The following is a 17,345-nucleotide window of genomic DNA, read 5'->3' on the forward strand; positions in this document are numbered from 1 at the left end:
ATGTATTGCACCGCGTGTGGCGTGAAGTGCTTGAATGACGCGAGGCTGGCCGCGACCGCGGTTGAACGCCTAGACTTTGCCGATCTTCAGTTCAGGAACCGCCCGTGACTTCCATCTTCTGGTACGACTACGAAACCACTGGCATCAATCCCCGTTGCGACCGTCCGCTGCAGGTGGCGGGGATTCGCACCGACCACGACCTCAACGAAATCGATGAGCCGGTCAACCTCTACTGCCAGCCCAGCGAAGACATCCTGCCGCACCCAGCGGCGTGCGTGATCACTGGAATCACCCCAAGCCAACTCGCCGAAAAGGGTTTGAGCGAAGCCGATTTCATGACCCGGGTGCACGCGCAACTGGCCGCCCCTGGCACTTGCGGCGCGGGTTACAACACTTTGCGCTTCGACGATGAGATGACGCGCTACAGCTTTTATCGCAATTTCTTCGATCCTTACGCCCGTGAATGGCAGGGCGGCAACAGTCGCTGGGACCTGATCGATGTGGTACGTGCCGCCTATGCGCTGCGCCCGGACGGCCTGGTCTGGCCGACCGATGAAGAGGGGCGGGTAACGCTCAAGCTCGAACGTCTGACGGCCGCCAACAATATTGATCATGGCAATGCCCATGAAGCGTTGTCGGACGTGCGCGCGACCATCGCCCTGGCGCGGTTGATCCGCGAGAAACAGCCAAAACTGTATGACTGGTTGTTCCAGTTACGCAGCAAGCAAAAAGTCATGGATCAGATTCGTCTGTTGCAGCCTTTGGTGCACATTAGCGGGCGATTCTCTGCGGCGCGCAGTTATGTCGGTGTGGTGCTGCCGCTGGCCTGGCACCCGAAAAACCGCAACGCCTTGATCGTCTGCGACCTGCACCTTGATCCTCAGGGCTTGCTCGACCTGGATGCACAAGCCTTGCGTCAGCGTCTGTACACCCGCCGTGACGATTTGCTGGAAGGTGAGTTGCCAGTGCCGCTCAAGCTGATTCATATCAACCGTTGCCCGGTGGTGGCGCCACTGTCGGTATTGCGTGCGCAGGATCAGCAACGGTTGGGGTTGGACATGGCGCTTTATCAGGCGCGAGCGCTGCGACTAACTGACGCACAACAAGTTTGGAAAGATAAAGTGGCGGCAATTTATACCAGTGAAGACTTCACGCCCAGCGAGGATCCGGAACAGCAGTTGTACGATGGATTTATCGGTGATCGCGACCGGCGTCTATGTGAGCAAGTGAGAGCGGCCGATCCTGCTCAATTAGCGCAAGAGCAATGGCCTTTCGATGATGAACGTTTGCCTGAATTACTCTTTCGATATCGAGCACGCAACTTTCCTGAAACGTTGACTTTTGAAGAACAGGAGCGCTGGAGAATATTTTGTCAACAGCGTTTGTCCGAGCCGGAATGGGGCGCACCGAATACCTTGCAATCTTTTACAGAGAGCGCAGAGCAATGGACGCTTAATGCCACACCGATGCACAGAGCCGTGCTTGATGAATGGCACAATTATGTCCAGGCATTACGCAAACGTTTGAATCTTTGAAATCGAACATGCCGGGGCTAAATGCCGGGCATAAAAAAACGCCAGCACTCGCTGGCGTTTCTTTTTCGTCGCAGATCGTTCTGCAACGGGCGTTGCGGCTTAGCCCAGCAGGGTAGCCCAGCCTTCAACCACGTCACCGCCCCACTTGGCTTTCCACTCTTTCAGAGTCTTGTGGTTGCCACCTTTGGTTTCGATGACTTCGCCGTTGTGCGGGTTTTTGTATTGTTTAACTTTGCGAGCACGCTTGGTGCCGGTAGTTTTTACTGCACCGCCGCGTGGGGCTTTGGTTTTCGAATCCGGATCCAGCAGCGCGATGATGTCACGCAGGGATTTGGAGTATTCGCCCATCAGGGTGCGCAGCTTGCCTTCGAATTCCAGCTCGGCTTGCAGTTTGTCGTCTTCGGACAGGTTCTTCAAACGGGCTTGCAGCTCTTTGATAGCTTCTTCGGTGGCGCGATATTCGTTGATCAAGGACATGATTACTACCTTAGTAAAGTGCTGAATGGCAGGGGACAGTGTCGCAATAATAGTCAGGCTGTTTCATCAAGTAAACATTTAACCGGCGTTTTTATTTAAATTAGTTACGGGATTTAGCCGCGGATTGAATGTTCAGTTAAATAATGTGATGCAGTCATCACGGATATTCACAGTTATCTGATCAAACAATGATCGCCCTGCGCACAAAAATGTGCGTCAGGGGCCGCGTCCATGCCTGCGTTCATCAATACTGCAGTTTTCCTGCGCAGTCGCTAGAATGGCGGCCTTTGCGAAGTTCTGGAGTTCCCCCTCATGCGCACTTTTCGGCTGGTGATTTCTTGCCCGGACCGCGTTGGCATTGTTGCCAAAGTCAGTAATTTTCTGGCAGCCCACAATGGCTGGATCACTGAAGCAAGCCACCACTCGGATAATCAGGTCGGCTGGTTCTTCATGCGTCACGAGATTCGTGCCGATTCGCTGCCGTTCGGTATTGATGTATTGCGCGAGAAGTTTGCGCCGATCGCCGAAGAGTTCTCGATGGACTGGCGCATCACTGACACCGAGCAGAAGAAGCGCGTTGTGCTGATGGCCAGCCGCGAATCCCATTGCCTGGCTGACTTGTTGCACCGTTGGCACAGCGACGAACTGGACTGCGAAATTTCCTGCGTCATCTCCAACCACGACGACCTGCGCAGTATGGTCGAGTGGCACGGCATTCCTTATTACCATGTCCCGGTCAATCCACAGGACAAGCAACCGGCTTTCGCCGAAGTGTCGCGTCTGGTCAAACAGCACGACGCTGAAGTGGTGGTGCTGGCGCGCTACATGCAAATCCTGCCGCCGGAACTGTGCCGTGAATACGCACACAAGGTCATCAACATTCACCACAGCTTCCTGCCGTCGTTCGTGGGCGCCAAACCGTATCACCAGGCCTCTCTGCGCGGCGTGAAGCTGATCGGTGCGACCTGCCACTACGTGACCGAAGAGCTGGACGCTGGTCCCATCATCGAGCAGGACGTTGTCCGCGTCAGCCACAGCGACAGCATCGAAGACATGGTGCGTTTCGGTCGTGACGTCGAGAAGATGGTATTGGCGCGTGGCCTGCGTTATCACCTGGAAGACCGGGTGCTGGTGCACGGCAACAAGACTGTGGTGTTCTGATCGAAGTCACGCATGCTTGAATATCGAAGGGCCTGGGCGTTCAATCGCTCCAGGCCCTTCGCCGTTTCAGCCCTTGAGGAAATGCCATGAGCGATCCACTGGACAAAGCCACTTCCAAAGCGCCCGCCACCTTGGGGGAAGGTTGTTTGAGCCGTTATGACCCGGATGACATGAGTGAGGAGGATGGGACGGAGTTTCCCGGCGCCGCCGAGTTGTGGGAGCAAATAAAAGAAGAGCAGGATGGGCCTAAGAGGCCTGCCGCGCCTTCATCAGCTTCTTGAGCAGTGGTCTGCCGAACATCAACAGAAACACCGGACCGCCGACCAGTAGACAAAAGTAGTACGTCACCACCCGCCAGATCAGAATGGCCGCCGCCGCGGTGGATTTTCCCACCATTGGCGCCAACAGTGCCGCCGAGGTCAACTCCGCAGCGCCCGCGCCACCAGGCAACAGACTGAGCTGTCCGGCGCCCAGCGAGAGCATCTGCACCAGAAAACTCCAGGCCCACTGCAAGTCCGCGCCCAGTCCACGCAACGCCAGATACAGCACGCTGTAGCGCAGCAGCCAATGCACGCAGGTGAGGGCGAACACTTTGCTCAACGTCTGCCAGGGCAACTTCAGTGCATTGATGAAGTCGGCGAGAAAGTGCAGCACTTTGCGCGTCCAGCGACGGCGAGTGCTGGCGGGCACGTTCATTCTGGCCAGTAGCCGTCCGCTCAGGCGAATCAGTGGGCGGTGGTAACGTGCCAGCAGTACGCAACTGAACAGCCCACCGAACAACGATACGGCGCTGACGATCAGAAGCCATTCGAGACGATCACTCAGGTGCTGGAACACGGCGTAGATCAGAATGCCGCTCAAGGCGCACAGAAAGAACAGCAGGTCGCTCAACTGATCCATGGCAAACACGGCGCTGCTGCGGGACGGGCGCACGCCGTAGCGGGCCAGTAGTGCCATGATCGTCAGGGGGCCGCCGCTGCCGCCCGGTGTCGCGCAATAGGCAAATTCAACGGCCATGACCACGCCCAGGCTCTTCATCGGCGTGATGCGATTACGCTGATCGCCGAGCAATAAGCGCAGACGCAGGGTGTTGATGCCCCAGCAAAGCAGAATCATGGCGAACATGATCAGCAGCCATTGCAGCGGAAAGTTTTGCAAGCGCGCCCAGATCCCGCTGCCACCGAGTAGCAGTGGGATCAGCGCGGCTGCGAGCAGACCAAGCAACAACACAAGGCCGCGACTCATGCGGCGCGTTCCCGTTGACCGCGCTGTTGTGCAAGCCAGTTCACCTTGGTCATCGGCACTCGTCCTGCCGCCAGCAGCCGCTGGAGGGTATTGAGCCAGTAATTGCGGGAATAGCCATGACGCATGTCCACCGGGTGCAAGCCTAGACGAATCACTGGGGCGTGACGCCAGCGGTGTTCGCGCTGATCGCTGACCATCTTCGACAGACCACGACGCCAGGCGCTGCGCGCACTCCACACCAGCCCCGGCGCATCGACAGGGGTGAAGTCCGGCAAACGATAAAGGTGCTGAGGATCGCTGGTGTAGCGCAGCGGCAATTGGCGCAGAGCTTCTCGCGTGCCTTCGCTCATCAACCAGGCTGGGGCAACGAAGCCGTGCAGCGGCCACTCGTAGCGCTGGAACAGTTCTATGCCGGTGCGCAGGCGGGCGAGCGCGGCGTCGTGGGATAAACGATAGAACTCGCCCTCATGGGTATAGAGACGGCGCATGAACCAATCGCGTGGCGTGGTCGGGTCAGGTTCCTGGTCATCATGAAAATAACCGTGCAGGACCAGTTCATCGCCGCGGGCGAGGCGGGTGCTCAGCAGTCGACGAAAGTCCGGGTGAGCGTCGAGGGCGTCGTGGCGATGAAAATCCGGCACCACCAGCCAGGTCATCGGCACATTGCCTAAAGCATCGACTGCTTCTACAAAAGGTCGGTAATCCGCCCAGGTCGAGGGGGCCACGTCGTGCAGCGTCAGCAGTACGGCGGGGCGATTCAGGGAATCAGCCATTGGCCACCTTCCGCGTTACGTGGCCGAGGACGGCGCGGTAGTGGCTCAGCAAACTGTCGACCACGGTATCCCAGGCGTAATGCCGTTCGACATGTTGGCGCGCCTGTAGGCCAAGTCTTGCGCTGTCGCGACTGAACAACTCGCGCACGGCGTTGGCCATGGCTTGTGGGTTGTTCGGCTCACACAGCAGGCCGCAGGACTCTGGCACGATCTCTTGAAAAGCCCCGGCCGCCACCGCCACAACCGGAATACCGCAGGCCATGGCTTCGAGGATCACCAGACCGAAGGTTTCCTGATCGCCGGCATGCACCAAGGCATCGGCACTGGCCATCAGCCGGGCAACGGTCGGCGCCGGGCAGAATTCATTGATGACGCTGACGTTGTCCGGCACCACTGCGGGCATCGATGAGCCCACCAGCAGCAGGTGATAGCGCGGGCCAAGGCGTTGCATGCATTTGAGCAGGACCGGCAGGTTTTTCTCTTTCGAGCCGCGCCCGGCGAAGATCAGCAGGTGAGTGTCTTCGTCGATCCCCAGTTCGGCGCGCAGGCCTGGATCTGCGGCGCCCGGGTGGAAATTTTGCAGGTCAACGCCCAGCGGTTGCACGAAAACGTTGCGCACCCCCAGGCCAGTCAGCTTGTCAGCCATTACCTGGCTCGGCGCCAGTACCCGATCAAAGTTGCCGTAGAGCTTGGTGACATAGGCCTCGACGTTGGGCGTAACCCAATGTCCCATGCGGTTACTGGCCAGCAGCGGCAGGTCGGAATGGTAAAAACCGATCACCGGTACATCCAGTTGGCGCCGGGCATCCAGTGCGGCCCATGCGGTGAGGTACGGGTCGCCCACTTCAATCAGATCGGGTTGCAAGTCCTGCAGGACGTTTCGCCAAGGGGCCAAACGCACGGGGAAGCGGTAACCCTTGCCAAAGGGCAGGGCGGGAGCGGGAACCGTATAAACACCATCGTTTTCGCCGAAATGCGCACCAGGGATCAGCAGGCTGTGACGAGTCCCGGGTTTGACGCCCAACCGGCGGTGTTTGGCGTCAAGATAAGTGCGTACGCCACCGCTGGCCGGGGCGTAGAACATGGTGATGTCGGCGATGTGCACAGTGACCGTCCCTCCGCAGCGTTGCTCTCCCTTGGTTGACCTTTATCCACAATAGATGTTCGGTCGGGATTTGTGCGGTGCAACGAAGCGCAGCCCTCTCCCAGAAGGAGAGGGCTGCGCGAAGTGTTTGGGCTTGATACATCGACCAGAAAGTTTGAGCCGAACTCAGGTTTGAAACGCTTGAAGATCAGCGCCCTTTCCCCTCACACCCAGGGGTGAAGTTTTTGATCTTAAATGCGGAAACTGCCCACCAACTGCTTCAACCGCGAAGCCTGCTGCTCCAGGTCCGAACAGGCACGCAACGTCGCCTGCAGGTTCTCAACGCCTTCCTGGTTCAGCGTGTTGATCTCGGTGATGTCCACGTTGATCGACTCGACCACGGCGGTTTGCTCTTCGGTCGCGGTGGCCACCGATTGGTTCATCCCGTCGATCTCGCCAATGCGCTGGGTCACGCTGTTCAGACGCTCGCCTGCAAGATTGGCGATTTCCACGCTGTCCTGGCTGTGACGCTGGCTGTCACTCATGGTACTCACCGACTCACGGGCGCCGACTTGCAACTCCTCGATCATGGTCTGCACCTGTTGCGCTGATTCCTGGGTGCGGTGTGCCAGGTTACGCACTTCATCCGCCACCACGGCAAAACCACGCCCGGCCTCACCGGCACGCGCCGCTTCGATCGCCGCGTTGAGCGCGAGCAGGTTGGTTTGCTGGGAAATACTGGTGATCACCTCGAGAATCTGGCCGATGTTCACGGTTTTGCTGTTCAGCGACTCAATGTTGCTGCTCGATGCGCTGAGCATGCTCGACAGTTGATTCATCGCCTTGATGCTGCGATCCACCACTTGCTGGCCGTCCTCAGCGAGACCGCGGGCGTCGCTGGCCTGATTCGAGGCTTGCGCGGCATTGCGGGCGATTTCCTGAGCCGCGGCACCTAGCTCATTGATCGCGGCGGCGACACTGCTGGTGCGCGAAGCTTGCTGATCAGAGTTGTACATCGACGAGTTCGACGCGGCGACCACGCGCAGCGCGACTTCGTTGACTTGCCCTGTGGCCGACGACACTTCGCGGATCGAGCGGTGGATGCGCTCGACGAAGCGGTTGAACGCGGTGCCGAGGATACCGAACTCATCGTTATTGACGATGGTCAGGCGTTTGGTCAGGTCGCCTTCACCGTCGGCGATGTCTTCCATGGCGCGGGTCATGACGTGCAGCGGCTGGATGAGGATACGGATCAGCATGCCGAGCAGGGCAATGATGATGGCTACCGCGATAACCGTCGCAATGACTGCCGAGGCGCGGAATTCGCTGAGCATCGCGAAGGCTTTGTCCTTGTCCACCGACAGGCCGATGTACCAGTTCACCGACGGCAGGCCTTTGATCGGGGCAAAAGTGACGATGCGTGTTTTGCCATCGACGGTGACTTCACTGAAGTCACTGCTGATGCGCGGGGTGTCCTGCGGATACGCTTCTTTCAGCGATTTCATCACCAGCGCTTTGTCCGGGTGCACGAGGATCTTGCCGTCGGCGCTGACCAGGAACACATAACCCATGCCGTCGAAGTCTCGGGCGGCGAGGGTGTCGACCAGCGATTGCAGGCTCAAGTCGCCGCCAACCACGCCGACGCTCTGGCCGGCCTTTTTCGAGGCGGTGGCAATGGAAATGATCAGTTGGCCAGTGGCCGCGTCAATGTAGGGCTCGGTCAGGGTCGGGGTACTGCTGCTCTCGGCACCTTTGTACCAAGGGCGAACCCGTGGATCGAAACCGTCCGGCATCTTCACATCCGGGCGGATGGTGAAATGACCGGTAGCATCGCCCAGGTAGGTGGCCATAAACGTCGAGGTCAGGGCCTTCTGGTCCAGCAGACTGGCGACATTGGCGGGCTCGGGGTTGATGGCGATGTTTTGGGCAGCGTTCTCGACCAGCAGAATGCGGCCGCTGAGCCACGTTTGAATATTGCCGGCGGTGACTTCGCCCATTTCGTTGAGGTAATTGTTCAGGTCATCTCGAATCGCATTGCGCTGGAGCCAGTCGTTATACAGCGTGAACGAGGCGAAGGCGGCAATGACGATGAGGGCGGCGGCAAGCAAAATTTTATGGCTGAAGCGCAGATTTTTGTTCATGGCTTGGGGTTCCGCTAAGGTCTTAATGTCCAAGGCGTGCTTTTATAGCAGCGCGCTAAATGGGCAAGGATGAAAGTAAGCTGATATTTCCGTCTCTCCTTAGGGAAATGTCTGTCCTGACTTTTGGTCGGCTTCTCACCTTTCTTTATCGGCCATGCAGAATCAAAGATTAACCAACGGGTGACAAAATGCCTGACTCATCGCAACTCGTAATCGGCGCCGATCTCGCGGGGCAACCGATCGCCCAGGCCATGCGTCTGGCGAATCGACACGGGCTGGTCGCTGGCGCGACCGGCACGGGTAAAACCGTCACCTTGCAGCGTCTGGCCGAAGCCTTCAGTGACGCGGGCGTCGCCGTATTCGCTGCCGACATCAAGGGTGATCTGTGCGGTCTCGGTGCTGCCGGCAACCCGCAGGGCAAAGTCGCCGAGCGCATTGCCGGGATGCCTTGGCTCAACTACAAACCGCAGGCTTATCCGGTGACGTTGTGGGACATCCACGGCGAGTCGGGTCATCCGCTGCGCACCACGCTGAGTGAAATGGGCCCGCTGCTGATCGGCAGCCTGCTGGAACTCACCGACAGCCAACAAGCGGCGCTGTATGCCGCGTTCAAAGTCGCGGATCGTGAAGGGCTGTTGCTGCTGGATCTGAAGGACCTGAAAGCGCTGCTCAATCACCTCAAAGACAATCCGCAAATGTTGGGTGAAGACGCCGCGCTGATGACCACAGGTTCCAGTCAGGCGCTATTGCGTCGGCTGGCAACCCTGGAACAGCAGGGCGCCGAGGCGTTGTTTGGCGAGCCGGCGCTGCAACTCGAAGACATCCTGCAACCGGCCGCCGATGGCCGTGGGCGCATTCATCTGCTTGACGCCAGCCGTCTGGTGCATGAGGCGCCGAAGGTCTACGCGACGTTCTTGCTGTGGCTGCTGGCCGAGTTGTTCGAACAACTGCCGGAGCGCGGCGACGCTGATAAACCGCTGCTGGCACTGTTTTTCGATGAGGCGCATTTGTTGTTCGGCGACACGCCCAAGGCCTTGCAGGAGCGCTTGGAGCAAGTGGTGCGGTTGATTCGCTCCAAAGGGGTTGGGGTGTATTTCGTCACCCAATCACCGGCTGACTTGCCGGATGATGTGCTGGCGCAGCTTGGTTTGCGCATCCAGCACGGTTTGCGCGCCTTCACCGCCAAAGAGCAGAAATCCCTGCGCGCAGTGGCGGACGGGTTCCGGCCCAACCCAGCGTTCAACAGTTTGTCGGTGCTGACTGAGTTGGGTATCGGCGAGGCGCTGGTCGGCACACTCGCGGACAAGGGCACGCCGGAAATGGTTGAGCGCGTGCTGGTCGCGCCGCCGCAGTCACGAATCGGGCCGTTGACAGACACCGAGCGCACGATGCTGATAGCCGGCTCCCCCTTCAAGGGGCGGTATGACAAGCCGATTGATCGGGAGTCGGCTTATGAAATTCTGATGGGGCGTAAAGGCTTGGCACCGGAGGCTGAAACACCGGCGGGCAAGCCTGCCGTGCAAGAGCCTAGTCTGGCCGATAGGGCGGGGGAGTTTCTTGGTACGGCGGCAGGGCAGGCGTTGAAATCAGCCATGCGCCAGGCTGCCAACAACCTGGGCAAACAACTGGTACGCGGCCTGATGGGCTCCCTGCTCGGCGGCAGTAAACGCCGCTGATCAAACGGTGGGAGCGGGCTCGCTCGCTCCCCCATTAGATCGATGTCAGGTCTTGGCTTTGGCGTGCGCGGCAAGGCGCTCCAGCGCTGCGCGCAACCCCGGATCAGTGATCCCGTCCGCCGTCGCCTGAATCGTCGCGGCTGCATCCGTCGACAAATCCATGGTATGCCCGGTCGCACCGCGCTGAACCGTTGGCGGCTGCACCTTGAACAGAATCCGCGTGAGGCTGGCGAACTCGTCGAACATTTGTAATTGCCGTTGCAGACGCTTTTGCTGATAACGCAGACGTGTGGCCCAGTGGCCGTCAGTGACAATCAGCAACAGACTGCCTTCACGCCACGAAGCGACATGGCAGTGCTCACGGGCAGCGGGTTGCAGTTGGCTTTCAAGTAGACGCTGCAGATGACCCAAACGTTGGGCATGGCCGAGGATGGCTTTGAGCGGCTTGGCTTCGCGCAGTAGAACGGCGGGTGCTCTGGCCGTAAGAGGGCGAAATGCCATGATCGAACACCTGAAGTAACAGAAGCGCCATGGTAGCAGAAAGCAGCGAAATCACTCGCCCATTGCTTTTGCAATTGCTTTGCCCATTAAATCAACGACTAACTTCTTTTCTGTGTGACTTGAAGTTGAGCAAAACGCCCCTATTTTAAGTGAGCCCCGTCAAAGCGCAGTGCCAGCATCGTGGAACATCGCCACTTTCCTCACCACCGTTTCCGGGTAGAATGCTCGTTCGCATGCGGCCATGAGGGCTGCACGGGCGACTCACGGGGCCGCCCTCCATCCCTTTAGTGTGGAAGATCCTGCCGATATGTTTGCGCCTTTGTTAAAGAAACTTTTTGGAAGCAAGAACGAGCGTGAAGTCAAACGCATGCTCAAGACGGTGCAGCTCGTCAATGCCTTCGAAGAGCAAATGGTGGCCCTTTCGGACGATCAATTGCGCGCCAAGACCGATGAGTTCAAGGCCCGCATCGCCAAAGGGGAAACCCTCGACAAGCTGTTGCCAGAAGCCTTTGCGGTTGCTCGTGAAGCCGGCAAGCGCATCATGGGCATGCGCCACTTCGACGTACAGCTCGTCGGTGGCATGACCTTGCATGAAGGCAAGATCGCCGAAATGCGTACCGGTGAGGGTAAAACCCTCGTGGCTACCCTGGGTGTTTACCTCAACGCACTGTCCGGCAAAGGCGTGCACGTTGTGACGGTGAACGACTACCTGGCCCGCCGTGACGCCAACTGGATGCGTCCGCTGTATGAGTTCCTCGGCCTGACTGTCGGCGTCGTGACGCCGTTCCAGCCGCCGGAAGAAAAGCGCATTGCTTACGCTGCCGACATTACTTACGGCACCAACAACGAATTCGGTTTCGACTACCTGCGCGACAACATGGCGTTCAGCATGGAAGAAAAATTCCAGCGCGAACTCAACTTTGCCGTGATCGACGAAGTCGACTCCATCCTTATCGACGAAGCGCGTACCCCGCTGATCATTTCCGGTCAGGCCGAGGACAGCTCCAAGCTGTACATCGAGATCAACAAACTGATCCCGCAGCTGGAACTGCACGTTGAAGAAGTCGAAGGCGAAGTCACCAAGGCTGGCCATTACACCGTCGATGAGAAGACCCGTCAGGTCGAACTCAACGAAGCCGGCCACCAGTTCATCGAAGACATGCTTACCCGCGTCGGCCTGCTGGCTGAAGGCGAGAGCCTGTACTCGTCGCATAACCTGGGCCTGCTGACCCACGTCTATGCCGGTCTGCGTGCGCACAAGCTGTTCAATCGCAACATTGAATACATCGTGCAGGACGGCCAGGTCGTACTGGTCGACGAACACACCGGCCGTACCATGCCGGGCCGTCGTTTGTCCGAAGGCCTGCACCAGGCCATCGAAGCCAAGGAAAACCTGAATATTCAGGCCGAAAGCCAGACCCTGGCCTCGACCACGTTCCAGAACTACTTCCGTCTGTACACCAAGCTGTCCGGCATGACCGGTACCGCCGACACCGAAGCGTTCGAGTTCCACCAGATCTATGGCCTGGAAGTCATGGTCATTCCGCCGAACAAACCGTTGGCGCGTAAAGACTATAACGACCTGGTATTCCTCACCGCCGAAGAGAAATACACGGCGATCGTGGCGGACATCAAGGAAAGCATGGCCGCTGGCCGTCCGGTGCTGGTGGGTACTGCCACCATCGAAACCTCCGAGCACATGTCCGCACTGCTCGTGAAGGAAGGCATCGAACACAAGGTTCTGAACGCCAAGTTCCACGAAAAAGAAGCCGAGATCATCGCTCAGGCCGGTCGTCCGGGTGCACTGACCATCGCCACCAACATGGCCGGTCGTGGTACCGACATCCTGTTGGGCGGTAACTGGGAAGTTGAAGTCGCTTCGCTGGAAAACCCGACCCCTGAGCAAATTGCCCAGATCAAGGCCGACTGGCAAAAGCGTCACCAGCAAGTGCTGGAGTCCGGCGGCTTGCAGGTCATCGCCTCCGAGCGTCACGAATCCCGCCGTATCGACAACCAGTTGCGTGGTCGTGCCGGCCGTCAGGGTGATGCCGGTTCCAGCCGCTTCTACCTGTCGCTGGAAGACAGCCTGATGCGCATTTTCGCCTCTGACCGGGTGAAGAACTTCATGAAAGCCTTGGGCATGCAGCCGGGCGAAGCGATCGAGCACCGCATGGTGACCAACGCGATCGAGAAGGCGCAGCGCAAGGTTGAAGGGCGTAACTTCGACATTCGTAAGCAATTGCTCGAGTTCGATGACGTCAACAACGAACAGCGTAAAGTGATTTATCACATGCGTAACACGTTGCTGGCCGCCGACAACATCGGTGAAACCATCGCCGATTTCCGTCAGGACGTGCTCAACGCGACCATCAGCGCCCACATTGCGCCGCAATCGCTGCCAGAGCAGTGGGACGTGGTCGGCCTGGAAGCAGCGCTTGCCAGCGACTTCGGGGTGAAACTGCCGATCCAGCAATGGCTCGATGAAGACGATCATCTATACGAAGAAACCCTGCGCGAGAAGCTGATGAACGAGCTGATCGCCGCGTACAACGAGAAAGAAGATCAGGCCGGTGCCGAAGCACTGCGCTCCTTCGAGAAGCAAATCGTTCTGCGTGTGCTGGACGATCTGTGGAAAGATCACCTGTCGACCATGGATCACCTGCGTCACGGCATCCACCTGCGTGGCTATGCCCAGAAGAACCCGAAGCAGGAATACAAGCGCGAGTCGTTCACGCTGTTCTCCGAGCTGCTCGATTCGATCAAGCGCGACTCGATCCGCGTGCTGTCGCACGTTCAGGTGCGCCGCGAAGATCCGGAAGCCGAAGAGCAACGCCTGCGTGAGGAAGCTGAAGCACTGGCTGCCCGCTTGCAGTTCGAACATGCCGAAGCTCCTGGGCTGGATCAACCGGACGCGTTGGGTGAAGAGGTCGATGTGGCCCTCGCCACCGCCCCGGTGCGCAACGAGCAGAAGCTGGGCCGCAACGAACTGTGCTACTGCGGTTCGGGCAAGAAATTCAAGCATTGCCACGGGCAGATCCAGTAAAACCCGTTACAACGGCTGAAATACCCGCGCCGCGACCGGCTTCTGCCGTCGCGGCGTTTTGCCATTCAAGCCACCGTCCCAACGATGGGCGGTGCTGACATCATTGAGTAAGGAGCGCATTCATGGCTGTTGGTCTTGGTCCTTTGCCAACGTTGCACCCGGTTGCCGGTTTTGAACTCGGTATCGCCTCGGCCGGCATCAAGCGCCCTGGGCGCAAAGATGTCGTGGTGATGCGCTGCGCTGAAGGTTCGACCGTGGCGGGCGTGTTCACGTTGAACGCTTTTTGTGCTGCGCCTGTGATCCTGGCGAAACAACGCGTGCAGAACGCTGTGCGCTACTTGCTGACCAACACCGGCAATGCCAACGCCGGCACCGGCGAGCCAGGCCTGGCCGCTGCTGAGCGCACTTGCGCCAGATTGGCTGAGCTGACTGGCGTCGACGCCAATCAGATCCTGCCGTACTCCACCGGTGTCATCGGCGAGCCACTGCCGGTCGAAAAAATCGAAGGTGCCTTGCAAGCCGCGCTGGATGATCTGTCCGAAAACAACTGGGAAGCGGCCGCCACCGGCATCATGACCACCGACACCCTGCCCAAGGGTGCCAGCCGCCAGTTCCAGCATGACGGCGTGACCATCACGGTAACCGGCATCAGCAAAGGCGCAGGCATGATTCGCCCTAACATGGCGACCATGCTTGGCTACATCGCGACCGACGCCAAAGTCGCCCGCGACGTGCTGCAAAATCTGATGCTCGACGGCGCCAACAAGTCGTTCAACCGCATCACCATCGACGGCGACACCTCGACCAACGATTGCTGCATGCTGATTGCCACCGGCCAGGCTGCTCTGCCGGAAATTACCCGTGCCGAAGGCGAACTGTTTGCCAAACTCAAGCAAGCGGTGTTCGAAGTGTGCATGGACGTGGCCCAGGCCATCGTGCGTGACGGCGAAGGCGCGACCAAGTTTGTGACCGTTGAAGTCAACGGCGGCGGCAATCATCAGGAATGTCTGGACGTCGGTTACACCGTGGCGCACTCGCCGCTGATCAAGACCGCACTGTTCGCCTCCGATCCGAACTGGGGTCGCATCCTGGCCGCTGTCGGCCGTGCCGGCGTGCCGGAACTGGATGTGAGCAAGATCGACGTGTTCCTTGGCGATGTGTGCATCGCCAGCCGTGGCGCTCGTGCTGAGACCTACACTGAAGCGCAAGGCTCGGCGGTGATGCAGCAGGAAGAGATCACGATCCGTATCGAGCTGGGTCGCGGCGATTGCAGCGAAACGATCTGGACCACCGACCTGTCGCATGAATACGTGAAGATCAACGCCGAATACCGGACTTGATCCAATGGCCGGGTGAGAGCTGCTCGCGAAGACGGCAGTCCAGACACCACAAGTCCCAAAGCTTTTCCTCTGACGAAAAGGCGCCAAAACCATGTCCCTGCACCTGATCATCGGCGACAAACTGCTTTCCTCATGGTCGCTACGTGCCGCCCTGGCCGTTGAACTGACCGGCGCGCCTTACAGCGAAGAACGGGTCAAACTCGGCAAGCCCGACACCCGTGAGCAACTGCTCAAACATTCACCGACGGCCAAGGTGCCGCTGCTGAAAACCGCGCGCGGCACCATCGCCGATTCGCTAGCGATTGCCGAATACCTGGCCGAGCAGTTCCCGTCCGAGTCACTCTGGCCGACCGACATCGCGGCCCGCGCCCAGGCCCGATCCGCCTGTGCACAAATGCACAGCGGCTTCTTCGCCATACGTAACCACATGCCGTTCAACCTGAGCCACGATGCGCCGCTGAACCCGGTGCCGCCGGAGGTGAAGGTCGATATCGAACGCATGCTCGCGTTGTGGGCCGAATGCCGTGCTGTCGCCACCGAAGAAGGGCCTTACCTGTTTGGCCGCGTGAGCCTGGCCGATGCGTTCTTCGCCCCGATTGCCGTGCGTCTGCGCACCTATCAGGTGAAGCTGCCCGCGGCTGACGAAGCCTATGTTGAAACCGTCTACCAATGGCCGGCCTTCAAGGCATGGCAGAAGGCTGGACTGGAGGAATTGACCCCGTGAAACGTGTACACGTCGCTGCTGCCGTCATCCGTGACGACAGTGGCAAGATTCTCATCGCCCGCCGTGCCGATACCCAGCATCAGGGTGGTTTGTGGGAGTTCCCCGGTGGCAAGGTCGAGGCTGGCGAATCAGTTGAAAGCGCGCTGGCCCGTGAGCTGCAGGAAGAGTTGGGTATCGTCGTTGGCGCTGCCCGGCCATTGATCAAAGTGCGCCATGACTATCCAGACAAGCAGGTGTTGCTGGATGTCTGGGAAGTCTCGAGCTTCAGCGGCGACCCCCATGGCGCCGAAGGCCAGCCATTGGTCTGGGTGAGCGCCAAGGAACTGGCGAATTATGAGTTCCCGGCCGCCAACCAGCCGATCGTTGCGGCGGCGCGGTTGCCTGCTGAGTACCTGATCACCCCGCAAGACCTTGAAACTGCGGCGTTGTTGCGCGGCATCCAGAAGGCGATTGCTGGCGGGATCAAGCTGATCCAGTTGCGCGCGCCCAATGGCTATGACCCGAAGTACCGCGATCTGGCGGTAGACGCCGCCGGTCTGTGTGCCGGTAAAGCGCAGTTGATGATCAAAGGGCCGTTCGAATGGCTCGGTGATTTCCCGTCTGCGGGTTGGCATATCACTTCTGCGCAGTTGCGCAAATACGCCGCGGCGGGTCGCCCGTTGCCGGCGCAGCGTTGGTTGGCGGCGTCTTGCCATAGCGCAGAAGAGTTGGCTCTGGCCGAGCAGATGGGGGTGGATTTCGTGACCCTGTCGCCGGTGCAGCCGACGTTGACTCACCCGGATGCGCCGCCGCTGGGCTGGGAACAGGCTTCGGCGTTGATCGAAGGTTGCAGCAAACCGGTGTTCCTGCTCGGCGGCGTTGGTCCGGCGCAGCGGGAGAAGGCTTGGGGGGTTGGTGCTCAGGGTGTGGCGGGGATTCGGGCGTTCTGGCCAGAGAGCTGAAATATGTGGTGATGCTGCTGGCCTCTTCGCGAGCAAGCCCGCTCCCATAGTTGATCGGGTTCCTTCAATTGGAATGCAATCACCTGGGGGCTTGCTCGCGAAGGCGTCCGGTCAGGCGCTACTGTCCTGAAGGTTTTGCAGCAGGCTGCCAAAGAATCTCCGCCACCCCCTGCCGCCGCGCAATCAACCGCGCCGCGACAAACAACAAATCCGACAGCCGATTGATATACGCCAGCCCAACCCCGGCCAACGGCTCAATTGCGTTCAAATGCTGACAGCGTCGCTCGGCACCCCTGGCCAGGCTTCGGCACACATGGGCCTGAGCGATCAACATCGAACCGCCCGGCAGAATGAAATTCTCCAGCGGCCCCAACTCCTCATTCCACACGTCAATCGCCGTTTCCAGCCGTTCGATTTCCGCTGCGTTCAGCGCCTGATATTCCGGCATTGCCAACTCGCCGCCCAAGTCGAACAGCCGATGCTGACAAGGCGCCAATACCTCGATCAGTTCACTCAGGCGCGGATAGGCCTCGCGCTCGGCAATCAGGCCGGCCAGTAATACGCCGACCTGACTGTTCAGCGTATCAACCTCGCCAATCGCCTCGATGCGTGGGTGATCCTTCGGCACGCGGCGGCCATCGCCCAGGCCGGTTTCGCCGGTGTCGCCGGTGCGGGTGTAAATCTTCGACAGGCGAAAGCCCATG

Annotated in this window: 15 protein-coding genes and 1 pseudogene; 8 read left to right on the forward strand and 8 right to left on the reverse strand. The window is 59.3% G+C overall.

Annotated features, from left to right (window positions below; all coding sequences use genetic code 11):
- Positions 1 to 104: 104 nt before the first annotated feature.
- Entirely contained in the window at positions 105 to 1,535 is a 1,431-nt protein-coding gene (sbcB, locus tag K5E40_RS10525; RefSeq protein WP_221730664.1) for an exodeoxyribonuclease I, read from the forward strand.
- 99 nt (positions 1,536 to 1,634) lie between these two features.
- Here the strand turns inward: sbcB and mvaT are convergent, their stop codons facing one another.
- Positions 1,635 to 2,012 (reverse strand): histone-like nucleoid-structuring protein MvaT, encoded by a 378-nt coding sequence (mvaT, locus tag K5E40_RS10530; RefSeq protein WP_221730665.1) that lies wholly within the window; start codon positions 2,010 to 2,012, stop codon positions 1,635 to 1,637.
- Between the two features lie 312 nt (positions 2,013 to 2,324).
- Here mvaT and purU point away from each other — a divergent pair, with 312 nt between their 5' ends.
- Positions 2,325 to 3,173 carry a formyltetrahydrofolate deformylase gene (purU, locus tag K5E40_RS10535; protein WP_221730666.1) on the forward strand — a complete coding sequence of 283 codons (849 nt, stop codon included), beginning with the start codon at positions 2,325 to 2,327 and terminating at the stop codon, positions 3,171 to 3,173.
- A gap of 86 nt (positions 3,174 to 3,259) precedes the next feature.
- The gene (locus K5E40_RS10540) at positions 3,260 to 3,454 is read left to right on the forward strand and encodes a hypothetical protein (RefSeq protein WP_221730667.1); all 195 of its coding nucleotides are present in this window, start codon (positions 3,260 to 3,262) and stop codon (positions 3,452 to 3,454) included.
- Here the strand turns inward: K5E40_RS10540 and K5E40_RS10545 are convergent.
- The 5 genes and pseudogenes from K5E40_RS10545 to K5E40_RS35575 form a co-directional block, all read right to left on the reverse strand.
- Complete coding sequence (locus K5E40_RS10545) at positions 3,420 to 4,418, reverse strand: lysylphosphatidylglycerol synthase transmembrane domain-containing protein (protein ID WP_221730668.1); 999 nt, start codon at positions 4,416 to 4,418, stop codon at positions 3,420 to 3,422. The genes K5E40_RS10540 and K5E40_RS10545 overlap by 35 nt on opposite strands.
- On the reverse strand, positions 4,415 to 5,191 hold the full coding sequence (locus tag K5E40_RS10550) for a DUF2334 domain-containing protein (RefSeq protein ID WP_221730669.1): 777 nt from the start codon (positions 5,189 to 5,191) through the stop codon (positions 4,415 to 4,417). The genes K5E40_RS10545 and K5E40_RS10550 overlap by 4 nt, the downstream gene beginning before the upstream one ends.
- A complete protein-coding gene (locus K5E40_RS10555; protein ID WP_221730670.1) occupies positions 5,184 to 6,296 on the reverse strand; it encodes a glycosyltransferase family 1 protein in 1,113 nt (370 codons plus the stop codon). The genes K5E40_RS10550 and K5E40_RS10555 overlap by 8 nt, the downstream gene beginning before the upstream one ends.
- A 230-nt stretch (positions 6,297 to 6,526) precedes the next feature.
- Positions 6,527 to 7,291 (reverse strand): methyl-accepting chemotaxis protein, encoded by a 765-nt coding sequence (locus tag K5E40_RS35570; protein WP_401135294.1) that lies wholly within the window; start codon positions 7,289 to 7,291, stop codon positions 6,527 to 6,529.
- 93 nt (positions 7,292 to 7,384) lie between these two features.
- A pseudogene (locus K5E40_RS35575) lies at positions 7,385 to 8,416 on the reverse strand (cache domain-containing protein); the annotation flags it as partial.
- Positions 8,417 to 8,604: 188 nt separating this feature from the next.
- Here K5E40_RS35575 and K5E40_RS10565 point away from each other — a divergent pair.
- Positions 8,605 to 10,092: a helicase HerA-like domain-containing protein gene (locus K5E40_RS10565; RefSeq protein WP_221730672.1), complete on the forward strand. Its 1,488-nt coding sequence runs from the start codon at positions 8,605 to 8,607 to the stop codon at positions 10,090 to 10,092.
- A gap of 45 nt (positions 10,093 to 10,137) precedes the next feature.
- Here the strand turns inward: K5E40_RS10565 and K5E40_RS10570 are convergent, their stop codons facing one another.
- Positions 10,138 to 10,593: a DUF721 domain-containing protein gene (locus tag K5E40_RS10570; RefSeq protein WP_221730673.1), complete on the reverse strand. Its 456-nt coding sequence runs from the start codon at positions 10,591 to 10,593 to the stop codon at positions 10,138 to 10,140.
- A 307-nt stretch (positions 10,594 to 10,900) separates the two neighbouring features.
- On the opposite strand from K5E40_RS10570, the gene secA reads away from it, so the two are divergent.
- From secA to K5E40_RS10590, 4 genes are all read left to right on the forward strand, one after another.
- Positions 10,901 to 13,636 carry a preprotein translocase subunit SecA gene (gene secA, locus K5E40_RS10575; RefSeq protein ID WP_221730674.1) on the forward strand — a complete coding sequence of 912 codons (2,736 nt, stop codon included), beginning with the start codon at positions 10,901 to 10,903 and terminating at the stop codon, positions 13,634 to 13,636.
- Positions 13,637 to 13,758: 122 nt separating this feature from the next.
- A complete protein-coding gene (gene argJ, locus K5E40_RS10580; protein WP_221730675.1) occupies positions 13,759 to 14,976 on the forward strand; it encodes a bifunctional glutamate N-acetyltransferase/amino-acid acetyltransferase ArgJ in 1,218 nt (405 codons plus the stop codon).
- A gap of 91 nt (positions 14,977 to 15,067) precedes the next feature.
- The gene (locus K5E40_RS10585) at positions 15,068 to 15,700 is read left to right on the forward strand and encodes a glutathione S-transferase family protein (protein WP_221730676.1); all 633 of its coding nucleotides are present in this window, start codon (positions 15,068 to 15,070) and stop codon (positions 15,698 to 15,700) included.
- Entirely contained in the window at positions 15,697 to 16,641 is a 945-nt protein-coding gene (locus K5E40_RS10590; protein WP_221730677.1) for a Nudix family hydrolase, read from the forward strand. The genes K5E40_RS10585 and K5E40_RS10590 overlap by 4 nt, the downstream gene beginning before the upstream one ends.
- 118 nt (positions 16,642 to 16,759) lie before the next feature.
- Here K5E40_RS10590 and K5E40_RS10595 read toward each other — a convergent pair whose 3' ends face one another.
- Entirely contained in the window at positions 16,760 to 17,344 is a 585-nt protein-coding gene (locus K5E40_RS10595; protein WP_221730678.1) for a cob(I)yrinic acid a,c-diamide adenosyltransferase, read from the reverse strand.
- Position 17,345 lies beyond the last annotated feature (1 nt).

It is taken from the genome of Pseudomonas baetica, from assembly GCF_019733355.1.
Classification (GTDB): Bacteria; Pseudomonadota; Gammaproteobacteria; order Pseudomonadales; family Pseudomonadaceae; genus Aquipseudomonas; species Aquipseudomonas baetica_A.